Source organism: Pseudomonas sp. Z1-12, from assembly GCF_051132015.1.
Lineage (GTDB): Bacteria > Pseudomonadota > Gammaproteobacteria > Pseudomonadales > Pseudomonadaceae > Aquipseudomonas > Aquipseudomonas zanjanensis.
In genome coordinates this window covers 314,533-332,008 of record NZ_CP071647.1, presented here as the reverse complement: position 1 = coordinate 332,008, position 17,476 = coordinate 314,533, and the positions used below count along the sequence as shown (strand labels likewise).

Sequence of the window (17,476 nt, the reverse complement as noted above, 5' to 3'; positions counted from 1 at the left end):
TTCATGTCGGCACAAAATCTGTATCCACTGAGAATCTACTGTGGGAGCGAGCTTGCTCGCGATAGGCCCTGACAGCCGCCACATAACTTCCAGGCATAAAAAAACGCCCCCGATCTCACGACCGGGGGCGTTTTTTTAGCTGCTAACTAAGTCGAAACTCAGTTGCCGCTTTTCTTGGCAGCGCGGGTACGCTCGCTTTCGCCAAGGATTTTCTTACGCAGGCGAATCGACTTAGGCGTCACTTCGCACAGTTCGTCTTCCTGCACGAACTCCAGCGCTTGTTCCAGGGTGAACTTGACCGGCGGAACCAGGGCGATGGTTTCGTCCTTGCCCGAAGCACGCATGTTGTCGAGCTTCTTGCCTTTGGTCGGGTTCACGCCCAGGTCGTTGTCGCGGCTGTTCAGGCCGACGATTTGACCTTCGTAGATATCCTGGCCGTGCTCGACGAACAGCTTGCCGCGCGCTTGCAGGGTTTCCAGCGAGTAGGTCAGGGCCTTGCCGGTGGCAACCGATACCAGCACGCCGTTCTGACGGCCGGACATGTCGCCGGACTTCATCACGTCATAACGATCGAAGATCGAGGTCAGGATGCCGCCACCGGAGGTCAGGGTCAGGAACTCGTTACGGAAACCGATCAGGCCACGGGCCGGGATGTTGTACTCAAGGCGCACACGGCCCTTGCCATCCGGAACCATGTTGGTCAGGTCGCCTTTACGCAGGCCCATTTGTTCCATGATCGCGCCCTGGGATTCTTCCGGCAGGTCGATGGTCACGTTTTCGTACGGTTCGTGCTTGACGCCATCGACCATGCGGATGATCACTTCAGGACGACCCACGCCCATTTCGAAGCCTTCGCGACGCATGGTTTCGATCAGTACCGAGAGGTGCAGTTCGCCACGGCCGGAGACCTTGAACTTGTCGGCCGAGTCGCCTTCTTCAACGCGCAGGGCAACGTTGTAGAGCAGCTCTTTGTCCAGGCGTTCCTTGATGTTACGGCTGGTCACGAACTTGCCTTCGCGGCCGCAGAACGGCGAGTCGTTGACCTGGAAGGTCATCGAAACGGTAGGTTCGTCAACGGTCAGCGGCTTCATCGCTTCGACGTTCAGTGGGTCGCACAGGGTGTCGGAGATGAACAGCTGGTCGAAGCCGCTGATGCAGACGATGTCGCCGGCCGCTGCTTCTTCAACGTCGATGCGGTGCAGGCCGTGGTGACCCATCAGCTTGAGGATACGACCGTTGCGCTTCTTGCCGTCGGCATCGATGGCGACCACCGGGGTGTTCGGCTTGATGCGACCACGGGCGATACGGCCAACACCGATCACACCCAGGAAGCTGTTGTAGTCCAGTGCCGAGATCTGCATCTGGAACGGACCGTCACGGTCGACTTTCGGTGCCGGTACGTCGTCGACGATCGACTGGTACAGCGGGGTCATGTCTTCCGCCATGGCGGTGTGGTCCAGGCCGGCAATGCCGTTCAGGGCCGAGGCGTAGACGACTTTGAAGTCCAGCTGCTCTTCGGTGGCACCCAGGTTGTCGAACAGGTCGAAGATCTGGTCCAGAACCCAGTCCGGACGCGCGCCTGGACGGTCAACCTTGTTGATGACCACGATTGGACGCAGGCCGGCTTCGAACGCCTTCTTGGTCACGAAACGGGTTTGCGGCATCGGGCCGTCTTGAGCGTCAACCAGCAGCAGCACGGAGTCGACCATCGACATCACGCGCTCTACTTCACCACCGAAGTCGGCGTGGCCCGGGGTGTCCACGATGTTGATGTGGTAGCCGTTCCAGTTGATGGCGGTGTTTTTCGCCAGGATGGTAATACCGCGCTCTTTTTCCTGGTCGTTGGAGTCCATCACGCGCTCGTCGTTGAGCTCGTTGCGCTCCAGGGTGCCGGATTGACGCAAGAGTTTGTCTACCAGGGTGGTCTTACCATGGTCAACGTGAGCAATGATGGCGATGTTGCGTAGATTTTCGATCACTTGTGTATCTCGATCAGAGGATTCGGTGTGCTGACAGGTCGTGGCAGCGATTTACGTTGAGTCCGACAGTTACAGCGTGTCGGCGGCGTCGGGGGGCCGGTGACGCAGGCCACAGGCAAACAGCCCCGGGCACTTAGCTCGGTCGATAAACGCGCACATTGGCATGCCCCTCACTGAGCAAATGGTGGGCATGCAGGCGACTCATCACGCCTTTGTCGCAATACAGCAGGTACTGGCGAGTAGGGTCCAGTTCCTTGAAACGCGCGTTCACGGCATAGAACGGCATCGTTTTTACCTCGATGCCGGCGACACTCAGCGGGTCGTCTTCAGCGTCATCCGGGTGGCGGATGTCGATGATGATCTGACCGGCCAGCGCTTCGCCGACTTCTTCAATTTGAACATCCTGGCCCAATTCATCGATAACCCGATCAATCGGCACCAGCCTGGCGTTTTCGAGCGCTCGCTCGAGCACCGCCATATCGAATTCTTTCTCTTCGTGCTCTACCCGCCCGCGCTTGGCCGCCGTCTTCGGATTGACCGAGATGACGCCGCAATACTCCGGCATGTGCCGGGCAAACTCGGCGGTGCCGATTTCATTGGCCTGGTCGATGATGTCCTGCTTGTGGCTGGCGATCAGCGGCCGCAAGACCAGCTTCTCGGTCACGCAGTCGATCACCGACAGGTTCGGCAACGTCTGGCTCGACACCTGGGAGATCGCCTCGCCGGTCACCAGCGCGTCGATTTGCAGGCGGTCGGCAATTCGTGAAGCGGCGCGCAACATCATACGCTTCAAAATGACGCCCATATGACTGTTATCGACTTTGCCGAGAATCTCGCCCAGGACTTCCTCGAACGGCACACTCACAAATAACACGCGTTGGGAGCTGCCGTACTTCTTCCAGATGAAGTGCGCCACTTCCATCACGCCCAATTCATGGGCGCGCCCGCCCAGGTTGAAGAAGCAGAAATGGCTCATCAACCCGCGACGCATGATCTGATAGGCGGCTACCGTGGAGTCGAAGCCACCGGACATCAGCACCAGGGTCTGCTCCAGCGAACCCAGCGGATAACCGCCGATGCTGTTGTGCTGGCTGTGGATCACAAATAGCCGCTGGTCGCGAATTTCGATGCGGACTTCGATTTCCGGATCTTTCAACGAAATACCGGCCGCGCCGCATTGCCGGCGCAATTGGCTGCCGACGTACTTCTCCACATCCATCGAGCTGAACGCGTGCTTGCCCGCACGCTTGCAACGCACCGAAAAGATCTTGCCGGTCAGTGCGTCACCATAATGAAGCATGCACTTGGCAAGGATGTCGTCGAAATCACCCAACGGGTATTCGTCGACTTGCAGAAAATGCGCGATGCCCGGCATGCAGCTCAGGCGCTCGGTCATTTCCTTGAGGACCTTGGGTTCGCTGACACGGGTTTCCAGCTCGAGGTTGTCCCACACGCCATTCACCACCACGGCCGGGTCCAGGTCTCGGAGCACGGCACGGATGTTCTTGGCCAACTGGCGGATGAAACGCATCCGTACCGGGCGGCTCTTGATGGTGATCTCGGGGAAGACTTTTACGATTAGTTTCATGAAAACAGCGCGCGAACGGCCAGCCGAAAAAGGGGGGCGCGGATTATAGCGGAAATTGCTCAAGGTTTAACCAGTTTCTGTGCAGACGGTTTTGCATGCACCAAAACAGGTCATTATCGATTGACGGCGCCACATTGCAGTGCGTTATTGTCTGACAATCTGTGATTTACGCCTTTAAAAGCGTGGATTTGGTGCAAAAAACCCATGGTGGGGCACTGGCATGCAATTTGCTCCCTTGTGAGGCAGGTTGCCTTGGCAGAGTATTCGCGCCGGCATCACCCATATCTAAGGGCACTCCACTACCCGCCCGAAGCCACCCGGAGGACATATGTCGAAGTCGGTTCAACTCATCAAAGATCATGACGTCAAGTGGATTGATCTGCGCTTCACTGACACCAAAGGCACTCAACATCACGTGACCATGCCGGCCCGTGATGCGCTGGACGACGAATTCTTCGAAATCGGCAAGATGTTCGACGGTTCCTCCATCTCCGGCTGGAAAGGCATCGAAGCCTCCGACATGATCCTGATGCCGGACGACGAAACTGCCGTCCTGGACCCGTTCACCGAAGAGCCGACCCTGATCCTGGTCTGCGACATCATCGAACCTTCGACCATGCAAGGCTATGACCGCGACCCACGCGCCATCGCCCACCGCGCCGAGGAATACCTGAAGTCCACCGGTATCGGCGACACCGCTTTCTTCGGTCCTGAGCCTGAGTTCTTCATCTTCGACTCGGTCAAGTTCAAGTCCGACATCTCCGGCTCGATGTTCAAGATCTTCTCCGAACAAGGTTCGTGGATGTCCGACCAGGACGTGGAAGGCGGCAACAAAGGCCACCGCCCAGGTATCAAGGGCGGTTACTTCCCGGTTCCACCGTTCGACTTCGACCACGAAATCCGTACCTCCATGTGCAACGCACTGGAAGAAATGGGCCAGACCGTCGAAGTTCACCACCACGAAGTGGCGACTGCCGGCCAGAACGAAATCGGCGTGAAATTCAACACGCTGGTCAAGAAGGCTGACGAAGTTCAGACCCTCAAGTACTGCGTACACAACGTGGCTGACGCCTACGGCCGCACCGCGACCTTCATGCCGAAGCCTCTGTACGGCGACAACGGTTCGGGCATGCACGTCCACATGTCGATCTCCAAGGACGGCAAGAACACCTTCGCAGGCGAAGGCTATGCCGGCCTGTCGGACACCGCCCTGTACTTCATCGGCGGTATCATCAAGCACGGCAAGGCCCTGAACGGCTTCACCAACCCGTCGACCAACTCCTACAAGCGTCTGGTCCCAGGCTTCGAAGCACCGGTCATGCTGGCCTACTCGGCTCGCAACCGTTCCGCCTCGATCCGTATTCCTTACGTGAACAGCCCTAAAGCCCGCCGTATCGAAGCACGCTTCCCGGATCCGGCTGCCAACCCGTACCTGGCCTTCGCTGCACTGATGATGGCCGGCCTGGATGGTATCCAGAACAAGATCCACCCTGGCGATGCCGCTGACAAAAACCTGTATGACCTGCCGCCTGAAGAGGCCAAGGAAATCCCACAGGTCTGTGGCAGCCTGAAAGAAGCCCTGGAAGAGCTGGACAAGGGCCGTGCGTTCCTGACCAAGGGCGGCGTATTCAGCGATGACTTCATCGACGCTTACATCGCACTGAAAAGCGAAGAAGAAATCAAGGTTCGCACCTTCGTACACCCACTGGAATATGAGCTGTACTACAGCTGCTGATCCAGTAAGCGCCGCCACGCACGGCGTGAACTAAAGAGAGGCCTCCTTCGGGAGGCCTTTTTTATGGGTGCAGGTTAAGTGCATGATGCCTCGTCGCTCCCCACAGAAGACGAGACTGACCATGACGTTGCGCTTCAAGCTCTGCCTTGCCCTGTCTGCCGCGCTGCTGGCTACCACTGCCGAAGCCGCCTCGACCCGTGCCCCTGACGACCTCACCCCGCTGCTCAACGCCATCGGCGAACGCCTGGCCATCGCCGACCAGGTAGCGTTGAGCAAATGGGACAGTGGCAAACCCGTAGAGGATCGTCAGCGCGAGCGTGAAGTCATTGCCGCCGCCGTTGCCCAGGCGCCGGCCTACAAGCTGAGTGGTGAAACCGTGGAAGCGTTTTTCGCCGCCCAGATAGAAGCCAACAAAATGGTGCAATACATCAACTTGTCCGACTGGGCCCTGGACGGCAAGGCCCCGGACCTGCCACGCCCGGACTTGGTAGGTGAGATCCGCCCACAACTTGATCGACTGCAAAAACGCCTGCTGCAACAACTGGCCGATTTCGCCCCCTACCGCACCGACCCGCACTGCCCGCAATGGCTGGCCCAAGCCACCCACCACAACAAACAGCACCCGATACACAGGCTCGCCTTGATCCGGGCAACCGGCGGACTTTGTATCTCCCCGAAATCCTGAGCCCCCCCCTTCCCCCTGTGGGAGCGAGCTTGCTCGCGATAAGGCCAGCCTATCCAACACCTCACTGCCTGACACACCGCCATCGCGAGCAAGCTCGCTCCCACAGTGGTTTTGCATCGAGCCCAAGATGTGTGCTCACAGCAAATCCCCTGTGGGAGTAGCACAACAACTTGGGCCAACCCTCCGCCCTGGCCTATGCTGCATCCATCACTTTGGTTTCGGTCGATTTCCCATGGGTCGCGGTTTTTCAATCATCCTGTTGTTGCTGCTGGCACTGCCCGCCGCCGCGCAGATCTACAAGTACACCGACGCCGAGGGCAACACCGCCTACAGCAACCAGCCACCCCAAGGCGTACCGGCGCAGACGGTGGAGTTGCCGCCGCTCAACAGCATCGAACGCCAATCCCCGGCCAGCCCGGACACGCCACCAGCTCCCGCGAACAGCGACGAGCCGCGCAATGCCTATGAGATCCTGGAACTGATCGACATCCCCACCGAGGAGGCCCTGCGAGCCAACAACGGCACCTTCACCGTGGGCGTGCGTGCCCAACCGCGCCTGCGCAGCCCCCATCTGTTCCGTTTGCTGCTGGATGGGCAGCCCTATGGCCAGCCGAGCAACGTGCCGCGCCTGCAATTGATGAATATCGATCGGGGCGAACACAGCCTGGCGGTTCAGGTCATCGACGGAGAGAACCTTGTGCAGCAAAGCGAAACCGTCACGTTCACCGTGCAACGGGTGCACCGACCATGATCCGCTGGTGGCTCGCCCTTGGCCTGGCATTGGCGGCGCTGCCCGGGGTGGCGCAGGTCTACACCTACATCGATGCCCAGGGTAATCGTGTGTTCACCGATCAGCCGCGCCCCGGCAACGCAAAGAAAGTCCAAGTGTCACCCGGCAACCGGATGCCGACGCCGCCCGCGAGCACACCCTCGGCGCCTGCGGCCGAAGCCCGGCCCGAGCCGCTGTTCCATTACGAAATGCTGCGGCTGTTGATACCCGAGCCGGACGCGACGATACGCAGCACCTCAGGCGAACTGATCGTCAGCGTCACCAGCGAGCCCGGCCTGAAAAAAGGCCACCGCTACCGCCTGTTGCTCGACGGCCAGCCGACGGGCGCGCCGGGGCCGAGCCCGGTATTCGCCTTGAGTAACATTGATCGAGGCACTCATCACCTGGCGGTGGAAATCCTCGACGAGCAGGACCGCATCGTCGAACGCACCGCCAACCAGCCCTTCCACATGCAGCGCATGTCCCTGGCGCAAAAGCGCCGCATCAAGCCCTGCGCCACGGCCGACTACGGTCAACGGCCCGAGTGCCCTCTCGCCGAAAAACCTGAAGAAGAAAAAAGCAGCATCTTGCCGTTCTTCTAACACCACCGAGACCTTCGCACTATATTGGTGCGATAGCTTGCACGATACCCAGATCCAAAACCCATTTTGGTTCGAAAGTACCCGAAAAAGCTGGCAGAACGCCACGCAACCGACCGAAAAACACCCTTTTGAGGCTCTAAACGCTTCTTTTCGGAGCCTTGGTTTGGTTTTTGCATTTTCCTCGCAACAGCGCATTAATCGCGCGCGCAATTTGGGATCGGTCCCCAGTTGCTACGCTCCAAAAGAGGTCCTGATGACCATTAGCGACGCACTACACCGCTTGCTGCTCGACAACCTCACCACCGCGACCATCCTGCTCGACGCCGAACTGCGCCTCGAGTATATGAACCCGGCGGCGGAGATGCTCCTGGCCGTCAGCGGCCAGCGCAGTCACGGACAGTTCATCAGCGAGTTATTCACCGAATCCGCCGAAGCGCTCAATTCCCTGCGCCAAGCGGTGGAGCAGGCCCACCCGTTCACCAAGCGCGAGGCGATGCTCACCGCCCTGACCGGCCAGACCCTGACCGTGGATTACGCAGTCACGCCGATCCTGAACAACGGTGCCACTTTGCTGCTGCTGGAAGTCCACCCCCGTGATCGCTTGCTGCGCATCACCAAGGAAGAGGCGCAATTGTCCAAGCAGGAAACCAGCAAGATGCTGGTGCGCGGTCTCGCCCACGAAATCAAGAATCCCCTCGGCGGGATACGTGGCGCGGCGCAGTTGCTCGCCCGCGAACTGCCGGAAGAAAGCCTCAAGGACTACACCAACGTCATCATCGAAGAAGCCGACCGCCTGCGGAACCTGGTGGACCGTATGCTTGGCTCGAACAAGCTGCCGTCCCTGGCGATGTGCAACGTCCATGAAGTGCTGGAACGTGTCGGCAGCCTGGTGGAAGCCGAAAGCCAGGGCTGCATCACCTTGGTGCGCGACTATGACCCGAGCATTCCCGATGTCTTGATCGACCGCGAGCAGATGATCCAGGCCGTACTGAACATTGTGCGCAACGCCATGCAGGCCATCAGCAGCCAGAACGAACTGCGCCTGGGCCGCATCAGCCTGCGGACCCGCGCCATGCGCCAGTTCACCATCGGCCACGTGCGCCATCGCCTGGTGACCAAGATCGAAATCATCGACAACGGCCCGGGCATCCCTGCCGAACTGCAGGAAACCATCTTCTTTCCCATGGTCAGCGGCCGTCCGGACGGTACCGGGCTGGGCCTGGCCATTACCCAGAACATCATCAGTCAGCATCAGGGCTTGATCGAATGTGAGAGCCACCCCGGCCACACCACCTTCTCGATCTTCCTGCCACTGGAACAAGGAGCCACATCGACATGAGCCGTAGTGAAACCGTGTGGATCGTCGATGACGACCGTTCTATCCGTTGGGTCCTGGAGAAAGCCTTGCAACAGGAAGGCATGACCACCCAGAGCTTCGACAGCGCCGATGGGGTGATGAGTCGCCTGGCGCGTCAGCAACCGGACGTCATCATCTCCGACATCCGCATGCCGGGCGCCAGCGGCCTGGATCTGTTGGCGCGGATTCGCGAACAGCATCCGCGCCTGCCGGTGATCATCATGACCGCCCATTCCGACCTGGACAGCGCCGTGGCGTCCTACCAGGGCGGCGCTTTTGAATACCTGCCCAAGCCATTCGACGTCGACGAAGCGGTTTCGCTGGTCAAGCGCGCCAACCAGCACGCCCAGGAACAACAGGGCCTGGAAGAAGTGCCGGCCTTGGCCCGCACCCCGGAAATCATCGGCGAAGCACCGGCGATGCAGGAGGTGTTTCGCGCCATCGGGCGCTTGAGCCACTCCAATATCACCGTGCTGATCAACGGCGAGTCGGGCACCGGCAAGGAGCTGGTGGCCCACGCCCTGCATCGCCACAGTCCACGGGCGGCGTCGCCGTTCATCGCGCTGAACATGGCGGCGATTCCCAAGGACTTGATGGAGTCCGAACTGTTCGGCCATGAGAAAGGCGCGTTCACCGGCGCGGCCAACCTGCGCCGTGGGCGCTTCGAGCAAGCCGACGGCGGCACGCTGTTCCTCGATGAAATCGGCGACATGCCGGCTGACACCCAGACCCGCCTGCTGCGCGTATTGGCCGATGGCGAGTTCTATCGGGTCGGCGGCCATACGCCGGTCAAGGTCGATGTGCGCATCATCGCCGCGACCCACCAGAATCTGGAAACCCTGGTACACGCCGGCAAATTCCGTGAGGACTTGTTCCACCGCCTGAACGTGATCCGCATCCATATCCCGCGCCTGGCGGACCGTCGTGAAGACATCCCGACCCTGGCCCGGCACTTCCTCAGCCGCGCGGCCCAGGAACTGGCGGTCGAGCCCAAGCTGCTCAAGAGCGAAACCGAGGAATACCTCAAGAACCTGCCGTGGCCGGGCAACGTGCGTCAGTTGGAGAACACCTGCCGCTGGATCACGGTGATGGCTTCGGGTCGCGAAGTGCACATCAGCGACCTGCCGCCGGAGCTGTTGAGCCTGCCGCAGGATTCGGCCCCGGTGACCAACTGGGAACAAGCCCTGCGCCAGTGGGCCGACCAGGCCCTGGCCCGTGGCCAGTCGAGCCTGTTGGACAGTGCCGTGCCCAGCTTCGAGCGGATCATGATCGAAACCGCCCTCAAGCACACCGCCGGCCGCCGCCGCGACGCCGCCGTGCTACTGGGCTGGGGCCGCAATACCTTGACCCGCAAGATCAAGGAATTGGGGATGAAGGTCGATGGTGGGGATGATGATGACGGGGATGAGGGCTGATCAGCCTTTGACCCTTCGCTGAATTTGGAGGCCCCATCGCGAGCAAGCTCGCTCCCACAGGTTTTGTGAACGACACAGAGCTACTGTGGGAGCGAGCTTGCTCGCGAAGCTTTTAAAAACTGTGTGCACCGCTTCAATGCACTACGAACCGCAATTGCACATGCACCACAAGCCAAACCCCATCGGCACAGCTCGAAAAAAACCGCACAAACAAAAGCAAAAGCCCCGGAATACGGGGCTTTTCGCATCGCCAGCGGTCTTTTTGTGACAAACCATTTAAAACTGGCACGCCCCCTGCAATAGCTAGATCACTACCCAGTTTAGGGGACCTTGGTACAGGCAGGCCGGGGATTCCCCATTTTATACGGGCTCAGCGAGCCCACTGTTTTGGGGGCCTTGATACAGGCAGGTCAAGGTTTCCCTTCTTTACACCCAGGGCCACGCGCTCAGCGCGGCCCTCCCGTTTTGGGGACCTTGGTACAGGCAGGCCGGGGATTCCCTCTTTTATTGCTCCTGGAGACGGACCTCCAGCCGCCAGCGGTCATCGACTTCGCTGCCGGTCCACTCCCCTCGCAACGGACGCGCCGCCACCAGCGTCAGCAACAACCCCTTGTCACTCAAACGCACCCGCCAGTTCACGTCCTTGCCGTTGACTTTCAACTGGCCCTTCTGCGGCCGGCCTTCTGCCTGGAACAGCAGCGCCACCGAGCCGTCGACGATTTCCCCATGGAGCTTGGGTTCATTGTTGAACCAGGCCACCAGCGCCCCGTCTGTCACTTCGACCTGTTGCAACGCGCTCGGGTCAGGCGTGGTCAGGCGCCCGATCATCAGCCCCACCATCATGCCGACGATCGCCAACGAACCCATCACCCGAGGCATTAGCTTCGAACGTCGGTCGGTTTGCGGCGTAGAATGCCGCTCATCTTTATCTGCGGAGCCGTGCATGTTTCACGTCATCCTTTTTCAACCGGAAATACCGCCCAATACCGGCAACGTCATCAGGCTGTGCGCCAACAGCGGCTGCCACCTGCATTTGATCGAACCGCTGGGCTTCGACATGGACGACAAGCGCTTGCGCCGGGCCGGCCTCGACTACCACGAGTATGCCACCTTGCAGCGTCACGCCGACCTCGCCAGTTGCCTGGAGAGCCTCGGGCATCCGCGCCTGTTCGCCTTTACCACCAAGGGTTCGCGGCCGTTCCATGACGCCAGCTTCGTCGCCGGTGATGCGTTCCTGTTCGGCCCGGAAAGCCGTGGCCTGCCGGCTGACGTGCTGGACGCCCTACCCGCCGAGCAGCGCCTGCGCCTGCCGATGCGCGAAGGCTGCCGCAGCCTGAACCTGTCCAACACCGTGGCGGTGGCGGTTTATGAGGCGTGGCGGCAGAACGGCTTCGCCTGAGCCCTGGCTGCTAGCCAGAAACACCTGTGGGAGCGAGCTTGCTCGCGATGGCGCTGGGTCAGTCGACTTTGTTGTTGACTGATACACCGCTATCGCGAGCAAGCTCGCTCCCACAGGTTTTGCATCTTGGCTTACAAGCGCGAGATCGTTTACTGAACGGTCGCGCCGCCTTCTTGCTGCATGCGCTGCAGTTCTTGCGCGTACAGGGCATCGAAGTTCACCGGAGCCAGCATCAGGGCCGGGAACGAACCGCGGGTCACCAGGCTGTCCAGGGTTTCGCGGGCGTAAGGGAACAGGATGTTCGGGCAGAACGCGCCCAGAGTGTGGCTCATCGAAGCGGCGTCCAGGTTCTTGATCAGGAAGATACCGGCCTGTTGCACTTCGGCGATGAACGCCACTTCGTCACCGTTCTTCACGGTCACCGACAGGGTCAGCACCACTTCGTGGAAGTCATCTTCCAGGGCTTTCTGACGGGTGTTCAGGTCCAGGCCTACGCTCGGCTCCCACTGCTGGCGAAAGATCGCCGGGCTTTTCGGGGCTTCAAAGGACAGGTCGCGAACGTAAATGCGCTGCAAGGAGAATTGCGGTGCGGCTTCTTCTTCAGTGGCAGCTGTGTTCTGTTGGTCAGTCATCGCAGATCCTTCTTACTTTCAGGTTCTATTAATTGGGAATTCAGGCCTTGAGCAGCGCGTCGAGCTTGCCGGCGCGCTCCAGGGCGAACAGGTCATCGCAACCGCCCACGTGGGTGTCGCCGATCCAGATCTGCGGCACGGAGGTGCGCCTGGCCTTCTGGGTCATCTCGGCGCGCAGTTGCGGCTTGCCGTCGACCTTGATCTCTTCGAAAGCCACGCCTTTGTTCTGGAGCAGGTGCTTGGCTCGGGAGCAATAAGGGCAGTAATCGCTGGAATAGACAACTACGTGGGGCATGTCACTTCACCAGGGGCAGGTTGTCGGCTTTCCAGCTCGCAACGCCACCGGACAGTTTGGCGGCGGTGAAGCCGGACTTCATCAGTTCGCGGGCAAGGGTACCGGCCTGCTGGCCCTGGGCGTCCACCAGAATCAGAGTCTTGGCCTTGTGTTTTTCCAGTTCGGCCGCACGAGCGATCAGTTTGTCTTGAGGAATGTTCAGCGCGCCGACAATGTGACCGGCGGCGTAGTCCTTGCTCGGGCGGATATCGACCACGACGCCGGCGTCCTTGTTGACCAGCGCGGTCAGCTCGCCGGTGCTCAGGCTGCGTCCGCCGCCCTGCATCGTGTGGGCAACCAGCAACGCCAGCAGTACGACGAAGATACCGACGAGAATGTAGTGGTTAGTGGCAAATTCAATCAGGTGAGCAACCATCGAAGGAGGTTCCAGGGCGTTAAAATGTCGGCCAGTATACACAGCACGCAAGGCCGGCCAAACCCCGCCCGGCGGTGACGCCGTCGGAACTTACCTTTAAACTGCCCGTCCCTTTTCCATCGTCTTCTTTTAACCCGCCACGAGTGGATTCCATGACTACCACGCCTAAACCTTTGGTCCTGATGATTCTCGACGGCTTCGGTCACAGTGACAGCCACGAATCCAACGCCGTGTATTCGGCCAACAAGCCGGTGCTGGACCGTTTGTGGGCCACCGTGCCCAACGGCCTGATCTCCGGCAGCGGCATGGATGTCGGCCTGCCGGACGGGCAGATGGGCAACTCCGAAGTCGGCCACATGAACCTCGGCGCAGGCCGTGTGGTGTACCAGGACTTCACCCGCGTGACCAAATCGATCCGCGACGGCGAATTCTTCGAAAACCCGACTATCTGCGCCGCCGTGGATAAAGCCGTGGCCGCCGGCAAGGCCGTGCATTTCATGGGCCTGTTGTCCGACGGCGGCGTGCACAGCCACCAGGACCACCTGGTCGCCATGGCCGAACTTGCTGCCAAGCGCGGTGCTGAAAATATTTATCTGCACGCCTTTCTCGATGGCCGCGATACGCCACCGAAGAGCGCCGAGTCGTCGATCAAAGTATTGGACGACGCGTTCAAGGCGCTGGGCAAAGGCCGGATCGCCAGCCTGATCGGTCGCTACTTCGCCATGGACCGCGATAACCGCTGGGACCGAGTCGCCCAGGCTTACAACCTGATCGTCGATGGCAATGCCGAGTTTCACGCCGCCACCGCGCAAGAAGGCCTGCAAGCCGCCTACGAGCGCGGCGAAAGCGACGAATTCGTCAAGGCCACCACCCTCGGCGCGCCGGTTAAAGTCGAAGACGGCGATGCCGTGGTGTTCATGAACTTCCGCGCCGACCGCGCCCGCGAACTGACCCGCGTATTTGTCGAAGACGATTTCAAGGAATTCGAACGCGCCCGCCAGCCGAAACTGGCCGGTTTCGTGATGCTGACTCAATACGCCGCCAGCATTCCCGCGCCATCGGCCTTCGCCGCCGGCAGCCTGGAAAATGTGCTCGGCGATTACCTGGCGAAAAACGGCAAGACCCAGCTGCGCATCGCCGAGACCGAAAAGTACGCCCACGTGACGTTCTTTTTCTCTGGCGGCCGTGAAGAGCCTTTCCCGGGTGAGGAACGCATCCTGATCCCGTCGCCAAAAGTCGCCACCTACGACCTGCAACCGGAAATGAGCGCGCCGGAAGTGACCGACCGCATCGTCGATGCCATCGAGAACCAGCGCTACGACGTCATCGTTGTGAACTATGCCAACGGCGACATGGTGGGCCATAGCGGCGTGTTCGAGGCGGCGGTCAAGGCCGTTGAATGCCTGGACACCTGCGTGGGTCGCATCGTCGAGGCTTTGGAAAAAGTCGGCGGGGAAGCGTTGATCACGGCCGACCACGGCAACGTCGAGCAGATGTCCGACGAGTCCACTGGCCAGGCCCACACCGCCCACACCACCGAGCCGGTGCCGTTCATCTATGTCGGCAAGCGTGACTTCAAGGTTCGCGACGGCGGCGTGCTGGCTGACGTAGCGCCGACCATGCTGATGTTGCTGGGCATGGAGAAGCCGGCGGAGATGACCGGGACTTCGATCCTGATCTGACCAGGCGTCGCAGCATTGAGCAGGGCTTTTGTGGCGAGGGAGCTTGCTCCCGCTCGATGGCGCAGCCATCGCAGATGCTTCTGGCTTGATCTATTGTCGAGGGGCTGCTTCGCAGCCCAGCGGGAGCAAGCTCCCTCGCCACAGCAAGCTCGCTCCCACATTGGTTTTTGGTGTTTTTTCGGCCAGTTATCACACAGCCCCAAATGGGCGTTTTTTTTGCAGCGTGGGGCGGGCATACTAGGCCGTCCCTTTCCCTGGTGTCGCCCGCCTCTATGCTTCGCGTCCTGATAGCCCTCGCTCTGACCTGCCTGCTCCAACCGGCCTTTGCCGACGAGCGCGCGCAAACCCAACAGCAGTTGGAAGCCACGCGCCAGGACATTGCCGAGCTGAAAAAACTGCTGGGCAAGTTGCAGGAAGAGAAATCCAGCGTGCAGAAAGACCTGCGCGGCACCGAAACCGAGATGGGCAAGCTGGAGAAGCAGGTCGACGCCCTGCAAAAAGAGCTGAAGAAAAGCGAATCCGAGCTGCAGCGGCTCGATGGAGAGAAAAAAAAACTCCAGGGCGCGCGCACTGAGCAGCAAAAGCTGATCGCCATCCAGGCCCGGGCCGCCTACCAGAACGGCCGCCAGGAATACCTCAAGCTGCTGCTCAACCAACAGAACCCCGAGAAATTCGCCCGCACCCTCACTTATTACGACTACCTGAGCCAGGCCCGCCTGGAGCAACTCAAAAATTTCAACGAAACCCTGCGCCAACTGGCCAATGTCGAAAAAGACATCGAGCTGCAGCAAGCCCAATTGCTGGTGCAGAAAAGCAGCCTCGACACCCAGCGTGAAGAACTCGAGAAGGTTCGCAAGGAGCGCCAGGTGGCCCTGGCCAAGCTCAATGACGACGTGAAGGCCCGCGACAGCAAGCTCAAGGCTCGCGAGCAGGACCAGGCCGAACTGGCCAATGTGTTGAAAACCATCGAGGAAACCCTGGCCCGCCAGGCTCGAGAGGCAGAAGAAGCGCGTCAGAAAGCGCTGATCGCCCAGCAGGAAGCCGAAAAAAAGCGCTTGCGTGAAGCCCAGGCCGACGCAGACGCCGGCGACGCCCCGCGCAAACCGGCAAAATCGAGCCCCGGCGCGCTGGTTTCCAGTGACGGCGAAACCTTCGGCGGTGCTTTTGCTTCAGCCCGAGGCAAACTTCCATGGCCGGTCAATGGTCGATTGCTTGCGCGCTTCGGTGAAACCCGCGGCGACGACACCCGCACCAAGTGGGACGGGGTCATGATCAGCGCTTCCGCCGGCAGCCAGGTGCATGCCGTGCATGGCGGGCGCGTGGTATTCGCCGACTGGTTGCGTGGCGCCGGCCTGTTGGTGATCCTCGATCACGGCAACGGTTACTTGAGCCTGTACGGCCACAACCAGACGCTGCTCAAGGCGGCGGGCGATGTGGTCAAGGCCGGTGAGTCCATCTCCACGGTCGGCAACAGTGGCGGGCAGGATACGCCAGCGCTGTATTTCGCTATTCGTCAGCAGGGTCGCCCCAGTGACCCGGCCCAATGGTGTCGTGCGCAAGGATAGCGCGCCCATCCTATTAAGGAGTTCGTTCGACATGCTGCATTTGTCCCGCCTCACCTCGCTGGCCCTGACGATCGCCCTCGTGATCGGTGCGCCCCTGGCTTTTGCCGCCGAACCGGCCCCATCGGCACCCGCCGCCACCGCCGCCACCGCAGCGACCACCAAGGCGCCGCTGCCGCTGGACGAACTGCGCACCTTTGCCGAGGTCATGGACCGGATCAAGGCCGCCTATGTCGAGCCCGTGGATGACAAGATGCTGCTGGAGAACGCCATCAAAGGCATGCTCAGCAATCTTGACCCGCACTCGGCCTACCTGGGGCCGGAGGATTTTGCCGAGTTGCAGGAAAGCACCAGCGGCGAGTTCGGCGGCCTGGGCATCGAAGTCGGCAGCGAAGACGGTTTCGTCAAGGTCGTGTCGCCGATCGACGACACGCCAGCCTCGAAGGCTGGCATCCAGGCTGGTGACTTCATCGTCAAGATCAACGGCCAACCGACCCGCGGCCAGAGCATGACCGAAGCCGTGGACAAGATGCGCGGCAAGATTGGCCAGAAGATCACCCTGACCCTGGTACGCGACGGCGGCACGCCGTTCGACGTGACGCTCACCCGCGCGGTCATCCAGGTCAAGAGCGTGAAGAGCCAGTTGCTGGAATCGGGCTACGGCTATATCCGCATCACCCAATTCCAGGTCAAGACCGGCGAAGAAGTCGCCAAGTCCCTGGCCAAGCTGCGCAAGGACAACGGCAAGAAACTCAACGGCCTGGTCCTGGACCTGCGCAACAACCCTGGCGGCGTGCTGCAATCGGCCGTGGAAGTGGTGGATCACTTCATCACCAAGGGCCTGATCGTCTACACCAAGGGGCGCATCGCCAATTCCGAGCTACGTTTCTCGGCCACTGGCAACGATTTGAGCGAAGCCGTGCCACTGGTGGTGCTGATCAATGGCGGCAGCGCCTCGGCCTCGGAAATCGTCGCCGGTGCCCTGCAGGACCAGAAACGCGGCGTGGTCATGGGCACCACCAGCTTCGGCAAGGGCTCGGTGCAGACCGTGTTGCCACTGAACAACGAGCGCGCCCTGAAGATCACCACCGCGCTGTACTTCACGCCTAACGGCCGCTCCATCCAGGCCCAGGGCATCGTCCCGGACATCGAAGTGCGCAAGGCCAAGATCACTAGCGAGGCGGATAGCGAATACTTCAAGGAAGCCGACCTGCAAGGTCACTTGGGCAATGGCAACGGCGGCGCCGACAAACCGACCGGCTCCGGCGCCAAGGCCAAGCCAATGCCGCAGGACGACGACTATCAATTGGCCCAGGCCTTGAGCTTGCTCAAGGGGTTGAACATCACGTCCGGCCGCTGAG

The 17,476-nt window shown here is 60.6% G+C and carries 16 protein-coding genes; 10 read left to right on the top strand and 6 right to left on the bottom strand.

Going from position 1 to position 17,476, the window contains the following annotated elements; all coding sequences use genetic code 11:
* Positions 1–158: 158 nt before the first annotated feature.
* Entirely contained in the window at positions 159–1,979 is a 1,821-nt protein-coding gene (typA, locus tag J3P85_RS01495; protein WP_212798610.1) for a translational GTPase TypA, read from the bottom strand.
* 133 nt (positions 1,980–2,112) lie between these two features.
* Positions 2,113–3,567, bottom strand: a complete 1,455-nt coding sequence (thiI, locus tag J3P85_RS01490; protein WP_434572946.1) for a tRNA uracil 4-sulfurtransferase ThiI — start codon at positions 3,565–3,567, stop codon at positions 2,113–2,115.
* A gap of 328 nt (positions 3,568–3,895) precedes the next feature.
* Here thiI and glnA point away from each other — a divergent pair, with 328 nt between their 5' ends.
* The 6 genes from glnA (at position 3,896) to ntrC (ending at position 10,130) form a co-directional block, all read left to right on the top strand.
* Positions 3,896–5,302, top strand: coding sequence for a type I glutamate--ammonia ligase (glnA, locus tag J3P85_RS01485; RefSeq protein WP_014336114.1), 1,407 nt, complete (start codon positions 3,896–3,898; stop codon positions 5,300–5,302).
* 121 nt (positions 5,303–5,423) lie between these two features.
* Positions 5,424–5,987, top strand: coding sequence for a chorismate mutase (locus J3P85_RS01480; RefSeq protein WP_434704654.1), 564 nt, complete (start codon positions 5,424–5,426; stop codon positions 5,985–5,987).
* 232 nt (positions 5,988–6,219) lie between these two features.
* Entirely contained in the window at positions 6,220–6,738 is a 519-nt protein-coding gene (locus J3P85_RS01475; RefSeq protein WP_434704653.1) for a DUF4124 domain-containing protein, read from the top strand.
* Positions 6,735–7,358, top strand: coding sequence for a DUF4124 domain-containing protein (locus J3P85_RS01470; RefSeq protein WP_434704652.1), 624 nt, complete (start codon positions 6,735–6,737; stop codon positions 7,356–7,358). Before J3P85_RS01475 ends, J3P85_RS01470 begins: the two co-directional genes overlap by 4 nt.
* A 253-nt stretch (positions 7,359–7,611) precedes the next feature.
* Positions 7,612–8,697, top strand: a complete 1,086-nt coding sequence (glnL, locus tag J3P85_RS01465; protein ID WP_003186732.1) for a nitrogen regulation protein NR(II) — start codon at positions 7,612–7,614, stop codon at positions 8,695–8,697.
* The gene (ntrC, locus tag J3P85_RS01460) at positions 8,694–10,130 is read left to right on the top strand and encodes a nitrogen regulation protein NR(I) (protein WP_186706133.1); all 1,437 of its coding nucleotides are present in this window, start codon (positions 8,694–8,696) and stop codon (positions 10,128–10,130) included. Before glnL ends, ntrC begins: the two co-directional genes overlap by 4 nt.
* Positions 10,131–10,634: 504 nt before the next feature.
* On the opposite strand, the gene J3P85_RS01455 is transcribed toward ntrC, so the two are convergent.
* Positions 10,635–11,075 carry a hypothetical protein gene (locus J3P85_RS01455; RefSeq protein ID WP_434704650.1) on the bottom strand — a complete coding sequence of 147 codons (441 nt, stop codon included), beginning with the start codon at positions 11,073–11,075 and terminating at the stop codon, positions 10,635–10,637.
* Between J3P85_RS01455 and trmL the strand changes: the two genes are divergently transcribed.
* Positions 11,074–11,529, top strand: a complete 456-nt coding sequence (trmL, locus tag J3P85_RS01450) for a tRNA (uridine(34)/cytosine(34)/5-carboxymethylaminomethyluridine(34)-2'-O)-methyltransferase TrmL (protein ID WP_053117534.1) — start codon at positions 11,074–11,076, stop codon at positions 11,527–11,529. The genes J3P85_RS01455 and trmL overlap by 2 nt on opposite strands.
* 149 nt (positions 11,530–11,678) lie before the next feature.
* On the opposite strand, the gene secB is transcribed toward trmL, so the two are convergent.
* The 3 genes from secB to J3P85_RS01435 are packed head-to-tail and all read right to left on the bottom strand — an operon-like array spanning position 11,679 to position 12,871.
* On the bottom strand, positions 11,679–12,161 hold the full coding sequence (gene secB / locus J3P85_RS01445) for a protein-export chaperone SecB (RefSeq protein WP_058546235.1): 483 nt from the start codon (positions 12,159–12,161) through the stop codon (positions 11,679–11,681).
* A 40-nt stretch (positions 12,162–12,201) separates the two neighbouring features.
* On the bottom strand, positions 12,202–12,456 hold the full coding sequence (gene grxC, locus J3P85_RS01440; RefSeq protein ID WP_186710850.1) for a glutaredoxin 3: 255 nt from the start codon (positions 12,454–12,456) through the stop codon (positions 12,202–12,204).
* Between the two features lies 1 nt (position 12,457).
* Complete coding sequence (locus J3P85_RS01435) at positions 12,458–12,871, bottom strand: rhodanese-like domain-containing protein (RefSeq protein WP_186710851.1); 414 nt, start codon at positions 12,869–12,871, stop codon at positions 12,458–12,460.
* A 152-nt stretch (positions 12,872–13,023) separates the two neighbouring features.
* On the opposite strand from J3P85_RS01435, the gene gpmI reads away from it, so the two are divergent.
* The 3 genes from gpmI to J3P85_RS01420 all read left to right on the top strand — a co-directional run bounded on the left by gpmI (position 13,024) and on the right by J3P85_RS01420 (position 17,475).
* Positions 13,024–14,553: a 2,3-bisphosphoglycerate-independent phosphoglycerate mutase gene (gene gpmI / locus J3P85_RS01430; RefSeq protein WP_434704649.1), complete on the top strand. Its 1,530-nt coding sequence runs from the start codon at positions 13,024–13,026 to the stop codon at positions 14,551–14,553.
* Positions 14,554–14,825: 272 nt separating this feature from the next.
* Positions 14,826–16,118, top strand: coding sequence for a murein hydrolase activator EnvC family protein (locus J3P85_RS01425; RefSeq protein WP_434704648.1), 1,293 nt, complete (start codon positions 14,826–14,828; stop codon positions 16,116–16,118).
* 31 nt (positions 16,119–16,149) lie between these two features.
* Positions 16,150–17,475: a S41 family peptidase gene (locus J3P85_RS01420; RefSeq protein WP_434572961.1), complete on the top strand. Its 1,326-nt coding sequence runs from the start codon at positions 16,150–16,152 to the stop codon at positions 17,473–17,475.
* Position 17,476 lies beyond the last annotated feature (1 nt).